Raw genomic sequence first — 14,927 nt, 5'->3', positions numbered from 1 at the left:
CGCCGCCCCGTCCAGGGCGGAAAGTGCGCCCTGCGCCGACCCTGGCCGAGAAGCCCAAGAGCCGACCCTACTGAATCCCGTGATCTCGGCGTTCGCCAACCCCATTGCCGACCCCAGGTCGGGTCGGCTTCAATGGTGTGGTCCGGCCGCCTCGATACGCGCCGCGACGCAGGTCGCGGACAAACAGGAGGCTGGCGCCGAAAGGCGCTTTGACCGACGACTTCGACCTGATGATTGACCGATGATTCGATGATGACTGCGGAGTGTCGATGACGGAGCAGCCGCAGGTGGACCTGGCCCACACCCCGCCATTTCGGCTGGGCGCCGTCGAGGTCCGGCCCGCGACCCGGGAGCTGGTCGGCCCATCGGGCCGCGAGCGGCTCGAGCCGCGGGTGATGCAGGTTCTGGTCGCCCTGGCCAAGGCCGGCGGCGAGATCGTCTCCCGTGACGACCTGATCGAGAGCTGCTGGGAGGGCCGCATCGTCGGCCAGGACGCGGTCAACCGGGTCATCTCCAAGATCCGCGCCCTGGCCGAAACCATGGGCGCCGGTAGCTTCGGCGTCGAGACGATCACCAAGGTCGGCTATCGCCTGATCGTCGCGGCGACCCCGTTCGCGCCCCCGCCGGCTCCGGCCGTCCAGGCCGCCCCGCCGGCTCCGGCCGGCCCGGCTCGCGGGGCCATCGACCGTCGCCTGTTGATCGGAGGCGCCGCGGCGACCGCGGCGGCCGGTGGGGCCGCCTGGTGGTTCTACAAGGGCCGCAAGCCCGACGTGCCCGAGGCGGCGCTGATGCTGCACGCCAAGGGCATGGAGGCCTCCCGCATCGGCACGGTGGAGGCCACCGCCCAGGCGACCGGCTTCCTGCAGCAGGCTGTCGCCCTGGCGCCGGAGTATGCCGAGGGATGGGGCGCGCTCGCCCTGGCCTATCAGAACGGGCTCTACTTCCTCGCCGACGACGCCGCGCGCCAGGCGGCGCAGCGCGCCAAGGCCGCCGCGCGCCGGGCGATCGAGCTCGACCCCCGCAACGCCAGCGCCCATGCCGCCCTGGCCCTCGACATCCCCAGCTACGGCAACTGGCTGGGCGCCGAGCAGGCGCTGCGGAAGGTCCTGGAGCTCGATCCGGCCCAGTTCGAAGCCTGTTCGGCGCTGTCGCGGATCCTCGCCAGCGTCGGACGCAGTCGCGACGCCATCTCCGCCCTGGAGCCGATCGCCCGGCAGACCAAGCTGGAGCCGACCATTCAGTTCCGCCTGGCCTATCTGCTTTGGGTCGTCGGACGACTGGACGAGAGCGACCGGATCATCGACGAAGCCATGGACCTCTGGCCGCGCAGCTACCAGATCTGGTTCACGCGGTTCTGGCTGTTCGTCCACACCGGCCGATCCACCGAGGCGATCGCCATGTCCCGCGATCAGGTGCGCCGCCCGCCCGGCATTCCCGACTGGAACTTCAAGCTGATCGAGGACACCGCGCACGCCCTGCTCACGCGAGCACCGGCCGATGTCGAGAATGCGGTCCAGGCCAACCTGGAAGCCGCCCGCAAGGGCGCGGGGTTCGCCGAGAACGCCGTCGAGGTGATTTCCGAACTGGGCCGCGTCGATCAGGCCTATGCGGTGATCGACGCCTACTATTTCGGCCGCGGCTTCACCATCGGCTCTGTCCGGTATTCAACCCAACAGGGCTCGTACACGCCGCCGTCGCGGCTGCAGACAGGGTTCCTGTTCACCCCGCCCAGCACAGCCCTGCGCGCCGTGCCGCGGTTTGGACAACTGGCCCAGGCCCTCGGCCTCACCGACTACTGGCGCAAGAGCGGCAAGACCGCCGACGTCCTGGCCGACCGCGAGCAGGGCTAGGGGTCCCCTAGGCCGCCGCCGATCCCAGTTTCAGCCCTCTTAGGATCGCCTGGGCCACATCGGCGGCCTGGGTGCGGATGTCGGGGACCGAGGTGATCTCCCAGAAGGCGCCGCGGGTGAGCGGCCCCACGGCGTAGAGCCCGGCCTGGGCCCCGCCGCCGGTCCCGATCAGCCGCGAGCCGGCGTCCACATCGGCGCCCAGCCGGCTGGGGTCCGGGCGGATCAGGCCGCGCGACAGCAGGTGGCGCAGCAGCGGTTCGCTCGTCTGGTCCAGATCGCCAAGCAGGCCCGCGCAATTGACCACCGCCCCCACCCACAGCCTTCGGGTGAGTTTGGCCCCGCGCGGCCGCCACAGGACCTCGACGCCTTCGCGGCCCGGCGTCAGGGAGGTCACCTCTCCGGCCCGCACGACCAGCTCCCGGCCGCGCATCAGCATGGCCACGCGGCGGGCCACGCTGGGCGCCAGGCGATGGCGGTGAACGTCCCACCAGGGCCGCAGGTGGCGCAGGAAGGAGGCGCGCTCTGCGCCGCTCCAACCCTGCCAGACGGTCCGCACGTGGGGGCGCAGGTCGTCGATCGCATCGCGCCAGCGGCCGTCGGGCGAGGCGCGGCGGATGTTTCGGAGGATCGAGATCGGCGAGCCGCGCGGCGCCTCGATCTCCGGACGCGAACCAACGGGCGCATGAGGGCGCGGCACTAGCCCCCGCCGCGAGAGCGCCCAGAACCGGCGCCCCGGCCGCCAGAGGCTGACGGCCGCATCGATCATGGTCAGGCCCGTGCCCAGCAGCAGCACCTCTTCGACATCTTCGTCGAACACGGCCTTGGGGCTCCACGGATCGGCCACATAGCGCGGTGAGGCCAGAACGTAGGGCCCCGCGACGGCCGGCGGGGCGGGCCGCAGGACGCCCAGCGCCAGGACCACGGCGGCCGACTCGATTTCGCGCCCCATCCCCAGCCGGACCTTCCAGGTCGCTCCAGCGCGGGAGACATCGACCACCTCGTCGCCCTCCAGCAAGAGCCGGCCAGCGGCGGAACGCTCCACGGCGTCCTTCAAGAGGTCCTGCAGGTAGTCGCCATAGACCCCGCGGGTCACGAACCCCCCGTGGGCGCTCCAGCCCTCGTGGCGGGCCAGCCAGCGGGTGAAGTGCTCCGGGTCGTCGGGAAAGGCGCTCATATTGGCGACGCGCACATTGAGCAGGTGGTCGGGATTGGCCGTGGCGTAGGCCGCGCCCCGTCCGAATGAGCCCGACCGCTCGATCAGCCGGACAATAGGCCCCTCCGGGTCCGCCGTCAGGTGCAGGGCGGTCAGCAGGCCCGAGAACCCCGCGCCGATAATCGCCACCGTCGGCCGAATGGACATGCCCGCCTGCTCCGCAAAGTGCTTCGACTAATTCCTATCAGTTTAATGGGAGTTAAAAATGAGAGAAAATCTGTGACTGAACGCAGATCAGTTGGAGACGGGTAACCCATTTCAGGCTAAAAAATTGACGGTAGCGTCATCTTTGGTGGAAGCCTGGAGACGCCCACAAGGGACCGAGGACACCATGAGCGACGGCAATATCGATCTGAGCAAGGACGCCCGAGCGCAGGCCTACGCAACCCCGCTGGACCAGCTGAACCCGGCCCAGCCCGCCCTCTTCCAGTCCGACCAGATGTGGTGGAACTTCGAGCGGCTCCGCAAGGAAGACCCGGTCCACTATACGGCTGAGAGCGACTACGGCCCGTACTGGTCGATCACCAAGTACAACGACATCATGACCGTGGACACCAACCACGGCGCCTTCTCCTCGGAAGGCGGCATCACCATCGCGACCCAGGACGGTGACAAGGGTCCCCTGCCCATGTTCATCGCCATGGACCCGCCCAAGCACGACGTGCAGCGCAAGACCGTCAGCCCCGTGGTCTCGCCCATGAACCTGCAGATCCTCGAGCCCCTGATCCGCGAGCGCGCGGCCAAGATCCTGGACTCCCTCCCGATCGGCGAGGAGTTCGACTGGGTCGACAAGGTGTCGATGGAACTGACGGCGATGACGCTCGCCACCCTGTTCGACATGCCGCAGGAAGACCGCCGCAAGCTGACCTACTGGTCGGACGTGGTCACCGCGGTTCCCGGCCAGGGCCTGATAGACACCCTCGAACAGAAGATGCAGATCTTCATCGAGTACCACGCCTATTTCACCAACCTTTGGAACGAGCGGGTCAACGCCCCGCCGGCCGGCGACCTGATCTCCATGCTGGCCCATGGCGAGGCCACCCGGAACATGGAGCCGCGCGAGTACTTCGGGAACATCGTGTTGCTCACCGTCGGCGGCAACGACACCACGCGGAACACCATCTCGGGCTCGATCCTGGCGCTGAACCGCAATCCTGATCAGTACAGGAAGCTGCGCGAGAACCCCGCCCTGATCCCGTCGATGGTCTCCGAGACCATCCGCTGGCAGACCCCGCTGGCCCACATGCGCCGCATCGCCACCCAGGACTTCGAACTGGGCGGCAAGACCATCAAGAAGGGCGACAAGGTCGTCATGTGGTACGTCTCGGGCAACCGCGACGACGAGGTCATCGAGCGGCCCAACGACTACATCATCAACCGCGAGCGGCCCCGCAACCACATCTCCTTTGGCTTCGGCATCCACCGCTGCGTGGGCAACCGCCTGGCCGAGCTGCAACTCAAGATCATCTGGGAAGAGATCCTCAAGCGCTTCCCGGAGGTCGTGCTCCTGGAGGAGCCCAAGCGGGTCTATTCGACCTTCGTGAAGGGCTACGAGTCCATGAAGGTGATCATCCCCTCGCGGAACTAGGCCACCCGAACGCTGGTCATCCTCCGGTCGTGCATGCTTAGTTTTGCGCGAGCAAAACGGAGGCGACCATGGATATGACGCCCGCGACCTTCGACCTCGATGCCCACGTCGAGCGGCTGACCCACGACGGCTACACAATCATTCCGGACTTCGCCGATGCGGACCAGCTGGCCCAGGCGCGGGCGGCGCTGGCCCCGCACATGGGGACCCACCACGGCCGCAACGACTTCGAGGGCCTGGACACCGAGCGGGTCTACACCCTGGTCGCGCGCGGCAAGGTGTTCGAGGAGCTGACCGCCGAACCGCGGCTGCTCGCCCTGCTCGACCGGTTCCTGCAGCCGAGCTATCTGCTGACCGCCAGCCAGGCGATCTGCATCCATCCCGGCGAGAAGGCCCAGGCCGTCCACTTCGACGACGGCTTCTATCGCCAGCCGCGACCGCGTCCCGCGATCAGCCTGTCGATTGTCGGAGCGATCGACGAATTCACCGAAACCAACGGCGCCACCGACATCATTCCCGGCAGTCACACCTGGAGCAGCGCCGAAGTCGCCGCCCTGGACCCACGCGACGCCCAGGCCATGCTGGTCCCCGCCGTCATGCCGGCCGGCGGCGCCATCGTCTTCCAGGGAACCCTGCTCCACCGCGGCGGAGCCAACCGCAGTTCGGCCCCGCGCCTGGCCTTCACCAACCAGTATTGCGAGCCCTGGGCCCGCACGCAGGAGAACTTCTATCTCGGCGTTCCCCGTCGGCGCGTGAAGGCCATGTCGTCGCGCCTGCAGGATCTGCTGGGCTACAACATCTGGCCGCCCTTCATGGGTCAGGTGACCGGCTCGCACCCGCTGAAGAGCCTGGACGACGACTGGGTGGCGCCGGTGGATCGGGTCTAGGGGCGCGGCTCCGGGCGAGGTCGCCCCAGGCGGGGCTCTGTCCCAGCCAGTAGGCGCTGAATGTTGGCGCGATGGCGCGCAATCACGTAGATGCCGCCGGCAATCACCAGCAACCGATAGGCTAACGGTTGTTCCAGGCTGCAGATGAGGGCGATCGCGGTCAACGCCCCCAGCATCGAGCTAAGCGAGACAATCCGGGAAACAGCCAGCGCAAGGCCGACAACCATCGCGGCGCCCAAGCCGACTGGCCAGGACATCGCCAGCAACACGCCCAGCCCCGCCGCGGCCGATTTTCCGCCCGTGAAGTTCAGCCAGATCGAACGGCCATGCCCCAGCAACACGGCGAGGCCGGCCAGGCAAACGGCCCACGGCATCCAAGCCTGCAGATCAGGCGCGGTCGGGGGCGTGACGGACGAGAAAGTATAGAGCCAGGGAAAATACCAGCGGACAAAGGCGATCGCCGCCCCGCCCTTCAGCAAATCCACCAGGAGCACCACCAACCCAGGCCATTTCCCCAGGGTTCGCAATACGTTGGTCGCCCCCGTGGATCCGGAGCCGTGCTCGCGGATATCTATCCCCTTGAGCAGTCTCCCCGCCAGATAACCCGTGGGCGTGGAACCCAGGAGGTAGGCGATCGCCAGTCCAGCCGCGCTCGCGATCCAGAAGACCATGACTTCACTCAGCTCGCGTCAATGAGATCATGGCTTTCCCGCCAACCCGTCCGCGCGCTAACCCAGCCGGCGACGGAACAGGGCGTTGAGCCGCTCCCAGTGGCGTTCGGCGGCGGTCTTGTCGTAGGCGGCGCGGTTGGGGAAGGCGAAGCCGTGCTCGACGCCGGGATAGAACTCGACCTCGGCCTCGATCTCGTCCGATTTCAGCGATGTCTCCAGGGCCTGGACCATTTCCAACGGCGCCCAGCGGTCGATCTCGGCGCAGGCGAAGTAGAGTTCGCCCTTGGCCTTGCGGGCCGCGACATGCGGGCTGTCGGGTTTGTCGGTGACCAGGAAGGTGCCGTAGATCGAGGCCGCCGCCTTGACCCGGTCGGGATGGCGCGCCGCGGCATTGATCGAGAACTGACCGCTCATGCAGTAGCCGACGCAGCCCACGGTCTTGGCGTCGGCGGCGGCCTGGCCGTCGGCATAGGCCAGCAGGGCGTCGGTGTCCTCCATCACCAGCGGGATGGTCAGCGAGTACATCAGCCCGAACATCTTCTTCCGCTCGGGGTCGGCCCAGTCCTCGGCCGTTAGTTCCAGCACGCCGGAGCGGTAGTAGAGGTTGGGCAGCATCACGTAATAGCCGGCGCTGGCGAACCGGCGGGCCATGTCGCGCAGCTCTTCGCGGATCGCCGGGGCGTCCATGAAGAACAGGATCACCGGATGCGGCCCATCCCGTTCCGGATGGACGATGAAGGTGGTCGTGGCCCCGTCCTTGGTCGGGACCTCCACGGTCTGCTCGATCATCCCAGGCTCCTCGGATTGGGGCCGCTAGGCCCGCGGAATGACCAGGCAGCTGCGGGCCAGGGAAACACGCGTCAGTTCGCGGCGGCGCAGGAAGACCTGCATGGCCTCGGATGTCGGATCGCGGGAGACCTGCCACTCGCCAAGGTCTCGATAATTGGTCATCAGCAACAGTCGGCGCGCGCCTTCAGCCCGGTCCGCCTCGGTTTCCGCGGCCAGGAACAGGCCGTAGATTTTGGTTTCGAACCGGCTCTCGAAGGCGGGCCAGGCCTCACCGGACAGCCGCACGAACTCGTCGACCGCGCCGCCGTCGATGGTGAACCAGTTGTGGACATAGACCCCCTTCGGCTCCGGCGGGACGTCCGACGTGGGGCGCAGGGTCGGGGTCAGCCGATCGACGGCCTGGGCCGGAAAGCCAAGCTCCGCCCCGGCCCTGGCCAGGACCAGGGCCTCGTTGGAGGCGAAGCCCAGCAGCGGCGAGAACACGGCCACCACCTCGGGTATGGGATACAGCCGCTCGGCCAGCGTCTTGTGAGCCGTCCGCTCGCGGCCGAGCTTGAGCTGGAAGTAGTCGTAATCCAATGTCTTGGCCCTAGAAGTTCACGCGCGACGAGATGGCGCCGTCGACCAGCATATTGATGCCGGTGGTGAAGCTGGAGCGCGGACTGGCCAGGAAGACGGCGGCGGCGGCCACCTCTTCCGGCGTCGCCATCCGGCCGGTGGGGTTGCGCTTGATCATCTGGTCGAAGAACTGCGGCATGCCGGCCTTCACATTGCCCCAGACCCCGCCCTCGAAGAACACGGTGCCCGGCGAGATGACATTGGCGCGGATGTGCTTGGCGGCGTTCTCGCGGGCCAGGCCCTTGGCGTAGTGGATCTGGGCCGCCTTCATGGCGCCGTAGGACGAGGCGGCGGTCGCCTCGGCCGCCGAAACCGACGAGGTGATGATGAAGGCCGCGTCGCCCTTGGCCGCGCCGGCCTTCTCCAGGAACGGCTTGGCCGCCTCGAAGGAACGGACCGCGCCCATGACGTCGATGTCGAACATCGCCTTCCACTCGTCCTCGCCGGCCCCCTGGACCAGGGCGCTGGCGTTGGAGACCAGGATGTCGATGCCGCCCAGCTCATTGCCCGCCTGGGTGACGAAGGCCTTCAGCGCCGGGCCGTCTGCGATGTCCACCGCCTGGCCGAAGGCCTTTACGCCCTTGGCCTGCAGCGCGGCGACGGCCTCGGCCACCTGGCCGGCGTTGCGCGCGCAGATCGCCACGTCGCAGCCTTCGTCGGCCAGCAGGTCGGCTATGGCCCGGCCGATGCCGCGCGATCCGCCGGTCACCACCGCGGCCTTGCCCTTCAAGCCCAGATCCATGGTTCTCTCCCGTTCCCTATCGTTGATAACCTTGTAGCGCGCCGCGTGGTTGACGCTAGAGCGCCCGTACGCCCAAGGTCCGGCCTGATGCTCGACCATTTCGACGCCCGACTCGATGCGGACTTCCCGGTGCTTTCGGCCCAGCGGCTGGGCGCGGCCCTGCGCGCGGTGCTGCCCGCCGATGCGATCCTGACCGAGGTCGAGGCCCTGCGGCCCTATGAGAGCGACGGCCTGGCGGCCTACCGTTCCCTGCCCGGCGCGGTGGTCATGCCGACCACCGTGGCCCAGGTGGCCGGCGTGATGAAGACCTGCCGCGACCTCGGCGTGCCGGTCGTGGCGCGTGGGGCCGGCACCGGCCTCTCGGGCGGCGCCCTGCCCTTCCCCGGCTGCGTCCTGCTCAGCATGGCCAAGTTCTCCAAGATCCTGGCGATCGATCTCGACGCCCGGATCGCCCGGGTCCAGCCCGGGGTCCGCAACCTGGCGATCTCGGAAGCCGTCGCCCACCTGGGCCTGTTCTACGCCCCGGATCCCTCGTCCCAGATCGCCTGCAGCATCGGCGGCAATGTCGCCGAGAACGCCGGCGGGGTGCATTGCCTGAAGTACGGCCTGACGGTGCACAACATCCTCAAGCTGGAGGTGGTGACCCTCGACGGCGAGGTCCTGACCCTCGGCTCCGAGGCCCTGGACGCGGCGGGCTTCGACCTCATGGCCCTGATGACCGGCTCGGAGGGGCTGCTGGGGGTGGTGACCGAGGTCGTGGTCAAGCTGCTGCCCCTGCCCGAGGAGGCGCGCGTCCTGCTGGCCGCCTTCGACGACGTGGAGAGGGCCGCCCAGGCGGTGGCCGACATCATCGCCGCGGGGGTCACGCCCGGCGGCCTGGAGATGATGGACGGCCTGGCCCTGCGCGCCGCCGAGGACTTCGCCCATGCGGGCTATCCCAAGGCCGCCGAGGCCATACTGCTGTGCGAGCTGGACGGTGTGGCCGCCGATGTCGCCGAGGAGGTGGAACGCGTCACCGCCCTGATGTTCGCAGCCGGCGCCGTGGAGGTCCGCGCCGCCCGCGACGAGGCCGAGCGCCAGCGCTTCTGGGCCGGCCGCAAGAACGCCTTCCCGGCGGTGAGCCGCATCGCGCCCGACTATTACTGCATGGACGGCACCATCCCACGCCGCGCCCTGCCCAAGGTGCTCTCCGAGATCACCCGTCTGTCGGACGCCTGCGGCCTGCAGGTGGCCAATGTGTTCCACGCCGGAGACGGCAACCTGCACCCGCTGATCCTCTATGACAGCCACAGGCAGGGCGACCTGGAAAAGGCCGAGGTGCTGGGTGGGGCGATCCTGGAGCTGTGCGTCGCGGTCGGCGGGACGATCACCGGCGAGCACGGGGTGGGCCGCGAGAAGATCAACCAGATGTGCGTCCAGTTCGACGCCGCCGAGATCGAGGCCTTCTTCGCGCTCAAGGCCGCCTTCGATCCCCTGGGCCTGCTCAATCCCGGCAAGGCGATCCCGACGCTCAACCGCTGCGCCGAGTTCGGGGGCATGCACGTCCATCACGGGGAGCTGCCGTTTGCCGACCTCCCCCGGTTCTGACGCCGACCAGACCGAGCGCCTTGCCCATGTGGTGAGCGCCGGGCGGTCCGAGGGCCTGAAGTTCCGCATCATCGGCGGCGACACCCGCGCCTTCTACGGCCGCAGGATCGAGGCCGAGCCGCTGACCCTGGGCGCCCACCGCGGCGTGGTGGCCTATGACCCCAGCGAGCTGGTGATCACCGCCCGGGCCGGCACGCCCATGGCCGAGATCGAGGCCCTGCTGGCGGCCAACGGCCAGATGCTGGCCTTCGAGCCGCCGGTGTTCGGCGAGGCCAGCACGCTCGGCGGCACGGTGGCGGCCGGGCTCTCGGGATCGCGGCGGCCGTTCTCCGGCGCCCTGCGCGACTACGTCCTGGGGGCAAAGGTGCTGGACGGGCGCGGCGAGGTGCTGAACTTCGGCGGCACGGTGTTCAAGAACGTGGCCGGCTTCGACGCCTTCCGGCTGATGGCCGGGGGCCTGGGCTGCCTGGGCGTGATCCTGGAGGCGTCGATCCGCGTCACGCCCCGGCCGCGCGCCGAGACGGCCCTGGCCTTCGAGCTCGCCAGCGAGGCCGCCCGGCGCCGCGTCATCGAACTGATGCGCCGGCCCCTGCCGATGTCGGGCGCCTTCCACGACGGCGAGCGGCTGCACCTGCGGCTGTCCGGCGGCGAGGCGGCGGTGGTGCAGACCGCACGCGAACTGGGCGGCGAGACCGAGACCGGCGAGATCTGGGCGGCCTTGCGCGACCTGAGCCATCCGGCCTTCGACGGCCCGGCCCTGTGGCGGCTCTCCCTGCCCCAGACCGCGCAACTACCCAGCCTGGACGGCCACCTGGCCTGGGACTGGGGCGGCTCGCAGCGCTGGCTGGCCGCCGACAGCGTCGACACCACGATCTGGGACGTGGCCGCCGCGGTCGGCGGCCACGCCACCCTGTTCCGCGGCGGGGTCGACCAGGTGTTCCAGCCCCTGCCCGCCCCCCTCCTGGCCCTGCACAAACGGGTCAAGGCGGCGCTCGACCCCCATGGCCTGTTCAATCCCGGACGCATGTATGAGGGCCTCTAGATGCGCACGGTGATCTCAGGCCCGATCGCCGGGACCATCGCTGGCGGGGTGGTCGAGCGGGCCCTGCGGGCCTGCGTCCACTGCGGCTTCTGCAACGCCACCTGCCCTACCTATCAGCTCACCGGCGACGAGCTGGACGGCCCGCGCGGCCGCATCTACCTGATGAAGCAGGCCCTTGAGGGCCAGCCGGTCAGCGCGCTCAGCCTCAAGCACCTGGACCGCTGCCTCTCCTGCCGCGCCTGCGAGACCACCTGCCCGTCCGGCGTCCAGTACCACCGGCTCTACGACATCGGCCGGGAAGCCGTGCGCGCCGCCGCCCCGCGTCCCTGGCCCGCGCGCCTGGCCCGCCAGGCCATCCGCCGGCTCACCACGTCCGCGATTCTGTTCGGCCTCGCCCTGACCTTGGGCCGTCTCACGCGCCCCCTGCTGCCGGGCTTCCTCAAGGCCAAGGTCCCGCCCGCCGTGGCTCCAGGCGCCTGGCCCAAGGCAGCCCACGCCCGCCACATGCTGCTGCTGAAGGGATGCGTCCAGTCCGCCGCCGCGCCGCACTTCAACGCCGCTACCGCCCGCGTGTTCGACAAGGCCGGCATCGCGCTCACCGAGGCGCCCCGCGCGGGCTGTTGCGGGGCCGTGGACTTCCACCTGGACGCCCCGGAGGCCGGCCGCGCCGCCGCCCGGCGCAACATCGACGCCTGGACCCCCGCCATCGAGGCCGGCGCCTCGGCCATCGTGGTCAATTCCAGCGGCTGCGCGGCCTTCATCCGAGACTATCCCGACGTGCTGCGCGACGACCCGGCCTATCTGGAAAAGGCCCGCGCCGTGGCCGGCCTGGTGCGCGACCCCATCGAGGTCCTGGCCAACAGCGACCTCACAGCCCGTCGAGCGCCCGCGAAGCCGCGCATCGCCGTCCACGAGCCCTGCACCCTGCAGCACGGCCTGAAGCTGACCGGTCGGATCGGAACCCTGCTGACCCGCCTGGGCTACGAGCCCCAGCCGGTGGCCGACAACCACCTCTGCTGCGGCTCGGCCGGCGCCTATTCGCTGCTCCAACCGAAGATGGCGGGCAAGCTCAAGACCGCCAAGCTGGCCGCGCTCAACGCCGCGTCCCCAGCGGCGATCTACACGGCGAACATCGGCTGCTGGATGCACCTGGCCGATGGCGGAGCGGCGCCGGTCAGGCACTGGATCGAGGCGGTGGACGAGGTGGTCTAGGCTTGGGATCTGGCCGATCCGCCTCTACAAGCCTCACCTTGGCGGGAATCCATCCCTAGCTCATCAGGAGGTCGCCCGTGGCGGTCAGTCTTTTCACCTACGTCGAACAGTACGCCCACGCCCTGGAGACCGCCTCGCACATCCTGGCCAAGGGCGCGGAACACGCCGCCGCCAACGGCGTCAGCGAGGCGCAGATGCTGGACTGGCGGCTGATCGAGGACATGTCGCCCCTGCGCTTCCAGCTGATGGTGGTCTGCAACTTCGCCCGCCAGTGGCCGGCGCGAGCCGCGGGCCTGCCGGTCCCGGCCGACATCACCGACGACCTCGACGTGGCCGGGTTCCAGGCCGCGATCGCGCAGGCCAAGCAGTACCTGGCGAGCCTGAAGCCCGAAGAGTTCGCGGGCCGCGACGATGTTCCCCTGACCATCGCCATCGGGACGGGGATGGAGCCAACCCTGCCCGCCGGCCGGTGGCTGACGATCTTCGCCACCACCAACCTCTATTTCCACCTCTCGACCGCCTATGGGATCCTGCGGTCCCGAGGCGTGCCGATCGGCAAGGTGGACCTGTTCGCCGGCGGCCTCTGACGCCCGGCGTCATCCTTGGCAAGATGCTCCCCTCCTGGGGGAGCTGTCAGCGAAGCTGACTGAGGGGGACTTTGACTCGCTTCAGCGGGCTTCAACCCCCTCCGTCTCGTCGCCCAAGTGGGCGACGATCCACCTCCCCCAAACCGCGCTGCGCGCTGGGGGAGGATCTAATCCTGTGCTTCGCGGCTCCTCACCGGAACGCCAGGCCCTCGAACTCGCCTGAGCTGCGCCAGCCGTCGATGTACTTGAAGAAGGCCGTCGCCCCGGCCGGATAGCCGACATTGAGCCGCGCCGCCGGGCCCGGGTCCTGCCCTTCGTTGTTGTAGTAGCCGGGGGTGCAGTCGGGGGCGCCCAGCATGCGGCCCATGCCGGTGAGCAGCAGCTCGACCCATTTCCCTTGGGCCTCCTCAGTGACCTCGACCTGGCTGTAGCCATGATCCAGGGCGTGCTTGACGGTCATGGCGATGGTCTTGCCCGATTCCGTCAGGTTGTGCGGCACGTTGGAGATCAGGTTCGCGCCCTGGGTCGGCTGTACGAAGAAGGCGTTCGGGAAGCCATGCACATGGATCCCGTGCTTGGAGCGCATGCCCTCACCCCAGGCGTCCGAGAGCTTCAGGCCGTCGCGGCCGGTCAGGTCGAAACCGGCGCGGCGCTTGTACTCGGTGCCGACCTCGAAGCCCGAGGCGTAGATGATGCAGTCGACCTCGTACTCGACCCCCGCGACCACGAAACCCTTTTCGGTGATCGCCTCCACGCCCTTGCCGTCGGTGTCGATGAGGCGCGTGCCTGGCGTGTTGAAGGCCTGCAGATAGGCGTCGTGGAAGCAGGGCCGCTTGCAGAGCTGGCGGTACCAGGCCTTGAGGCTCTGGGCGGTCTCGCGGTCGGCGACGATGGAATCCACCCGCGCGCGGATCTCCTCCATCTTCTCGAAGTCGCTGTCCTCATAGGCGGCCAGCATCTTCATCGGCACACGATCTTCCGGCGGAAGTTGCATGATCTTGCTGCGGATCCGCCGCGACAGGTCGGTCCAGCCGTCCATGACCAGATCGACCTCGGCATTGCCGCCCGCCTGGTTGGCGGTGAAGTTCTCCAGCCAGCGGGTCTGCCAGCCGGGGGTGGCGATCTGCGCGAACCATTCCGGATCGATCGGCTGGTTGGCGCGCACGTCGATGGACGAGGGCGTGCGCTGGACGACCAGCAGTTCCTTGCAGGCCCGCGCCAGGTGCGGGACCGCCTGGACCGAGGTCGCGCCCGTGCCGATGATCGCCACCCGCTTGTCGGCCAGCTTCTCCATGGGCGCGCCCTTGGGATCGCCGCCGGTATAGTCATAGTCCCAGCGGCTGGTGTGGAACGAGTGGCCCTTGAAGCTCTCGATGCCCGGAATGCCCGGCAGCTTGGGCACGTGCAGGGGCCCGGTGCCCAGGCCGATGTAGCTGGCCGTGAAACGGTCGCCGCGATTGGTGGAGATCACCCAGCGTGAGTTGGCGTCGTCCCAGCTCAGGTCCTCGACCTCGGTGTGGAACAGGGCGTTCTCATAGAGGCCGTACTGCTTGCCGATGCGCTGGCACTGTTCCAGGATTTCCGGGGCGTGCGCGTACTTCTCGGTCGGCATATGCCCGGTCTCTTCGAGCAGCGGCATGTAGATCATCGAAGCGGTGTCGCACTGGGCGCCGGGATAGCGGTTCCAGTACCAGGTGCCGCCGAAGTCCCCGCCCTTCTCCACGATCCGCACGTCGGTGACCCCGGCCTCGACCAGCCGCGCGCCGGTCACCAGGCCGGCGAACCCCCCGCCCACGAAGGCGAAGGTCACGTGGTCGGTCTTGGCCGGCCGCTCGACGCGCGGGGTGTAGGGATCGTCGAGGTAGTGGGCGAGACGTCCCTTGACCTCCAGGTACTGGGCGTTCCCATCGGCGCGGAGTCGCTTGTCGCGCTCTTCGATGTACTTCGTCAGCAGCGCCTGCTTGTCGATCCGCGGCTTGGCCGCCGCATCCGTCGTCATCGTCATGCAATAGGTTCCAATCGAAATCCGGGCCGAAAATCCCTTGCCGCCCGAGGCCTTTGCGCGACGATGATCGCCGGCGCGCCGCGCCTCGGCGGCTGCAATGCCTTCGAAGATAGAGTATGGCGTGAAGCCGCGCCAT

At 68.8% G+C, this 14,927-nt stretch carries 13 protein-coding genes; 7 read left to right on the top strand and 6 right to left on the bottom strand.

All coding sequences use genetic code 11. The features are described from left to right. Positions 1–269: 269 nt before the first annotated feature. On the top strand, positions 270–1,850 hold the full coding sequence (locus tag M9M90_RS08665) for a winged helix-turn-helix domain-containing protein (protein WP_254836759.1): 1,581 nt from the start codon (positions 270–272) through the stop codon (positions 1,848–1,850). 7 nt (positions 1,851–1,857) lie between these two features. Here M9M90_RS08665 and M9M90_RS08660 read toward each other — a convergent pair whose 3' ends face one another. Then, a complete protein-coding gene (locus M9M90_RS08660) occupies positions 1,858–3,210 on the bottom strand; it encodes an FAD/NAD(P)-binding protein (protein ID WP_254836758.1) in 1,353 nt (450 codons plus the stop codon). A gap of 184 nt (positions 3,211–3,394) precedes the next feature. Between M9M90_RS08660 and M9M90_RS08655 the strand changes: the two genes are divergently transcribed. Beyond that, positions 3,395–4,651: a cytochrome P450 gene (locus M9M90_RS08655; protein ID WP_254836757.1), complete on the top strand. Its 1,257-nt coding sequence runs from the start codon at positions 3,395–3,397 to the stop codon at positions 4,649–4,651. A gap of 68 nt (positions 4,652–4,719) precedes the next feature. Next, positions 4,720–5,538: a phytanoyl-CoA dioxygenase family protein gene (locus tag M9M90_RS08650; RefSeq protein ID WP_254836756.1), complete on the top strand. Its 819-nt coding sequence runs from the start codon at positions 4,720–4,722 to the stop codon at positions 5,536–5,538. On the opposite strand, the gene plsY is transcribed toward M9M90_RS08650, so the two are convergent. The 4 genes from plsY to M9M90_RS08630 are packed head-to-tail and all read right to left on the bottom strand — an operon-like array spanning position 5,535 to position 8,358. Continuing rightward, on the bottom strand, positions 5,535–6,209 hold the full coding sequence (gene plsY, locus M9M90_RS08645; protein WP_254836755.1) for a glycerol-3-phosphate 1-O-acyltransferase PlsY: 675 nt from the start codon (positions 6,207–6,209) through the stop codon (positions 5,535–5,537). The genes M9M90_RS08650 and plsY overlap by 4 nt on opposite strands. A gap of 57 nt (positions 6,210–6,266) precedes the next feature. Next, positions 6,267–6,998 (bottom strand): dienelactone hydrolase family protein, encoded by a 732-nt coding sequence (locus M9M90_RS08640; RefSeq protein ID WP_254836754.1) that lies wholly within the window; start codon positions 6,996–6,998, stop codon positions 6,267–6,269. Between the two features lie 24 nt (positions 6,999–7,022). Further along, entirely contained in the window at positions 7,023–7,577 is a 555-nt protein-coding gene (locus tag M9M90_RS08635) for a hypothetical protein (protein ID WP_254836753.1), read from the bottom strand. Positions 7,578–7,587: 10 nt separating this feature from the next. Beyond that, the gene (locus M9M90_RS08630; protein ID WP_254836752.1) at positions 7,588–8,358 is read right to left on the bottom strand and encodes an SDR family NAD(P)-dependent oxidoreductase; all 771 of its coding nucleotides are present in this window, start codon (positions 8,356–8,358) and stop codon (positions 7,588–7,590) included. Positions 8,359–8,445: 87 nt separating this feature from the next. Here M9M90_RS08630 and M9M90_RS08625 point away from each other — a divergent pair, with 87 nt between their 5' ends. From M9M90_RS08625 to M9M90_RS08610, 4 genes are all read left to right on the top strand, one after another. Further along, positions 8,446–9,945, top strand: coding sequence for an FAD-linked oxidase C-terminal domain-containing protein (locus M9M90_RS08625; RefSeq protein ID WP_254836751.1), 1,500 nt, complete (start codon positions 8,446–8,448; stop codon positions 9,943–9,945). Then, positions 9,923–10,987 (top strand): glycolate oxidase subunit GlcE, encoded by a 1,065-nt coding sequence (gene glcE / locus M9M90_RS08620; RefSeq protein WP_254836750.1) that lies wholly within the window; start codon positions 9,923–9,925, stop codon positions 10,985–10,987. The genes M9M90_RS08625 and glcE overlap by 23 nt, the downstream gene beginning before the upstream one ends. Next, on the top strand, positions 10,988–12,199 hold the full coding sequence (glcF, locus tag M9M90_RS08615; protein WP_254836749.1) for a glycolate oxidase subunit GlcF: 1,212 nt from the start codon (positions 10,988–10,990) through the stop codon (positions 12,197–12,199). Positions 12,200–12,276: 77 nt separating this feature from the next. Continuing rightward, positions 12,277–12,786, top strand: coding sequence for a DUF1993 domain-containing protein (locus M9M90_RS08610; protein WP_254836748.1), 510 nt, complete (start codon positions 12,277–12,279; stop codon positions 12,784–12,786). A 190-nt stretch (positions 12,787–12,976) separates the two neighbouring features. Here the strand turns inward: M9M90_RS08610 and M9M90_RS08605 are convergent, their stop codons facing one another. Then, entirely contained in the window at positions 12,977–14,791 is a 1,815-nt protein-coding gene (locus M9M90_RS08605; RefSeq protein ID WP_254836747.1) for an NAD(P)/FAD-dependent oxidoreductase, read from the bottom strand. Positions 14,792–14,927 lie beyond the last annotated feature (136 nt).

The organism is Phenylobacterium sp. LH3H17 (assembly GCF_024298925.1).
In the GTDB taxonomy this organism is placed as follows: Bacteria; Pseudomonadota; Alphaproteobacteria; order Caulobacterales; family Caulobacteraceae; genus Phenylobacterium.
This window is presented reverse-complemented; position numbering and strand designations above follow the sequence as displayed.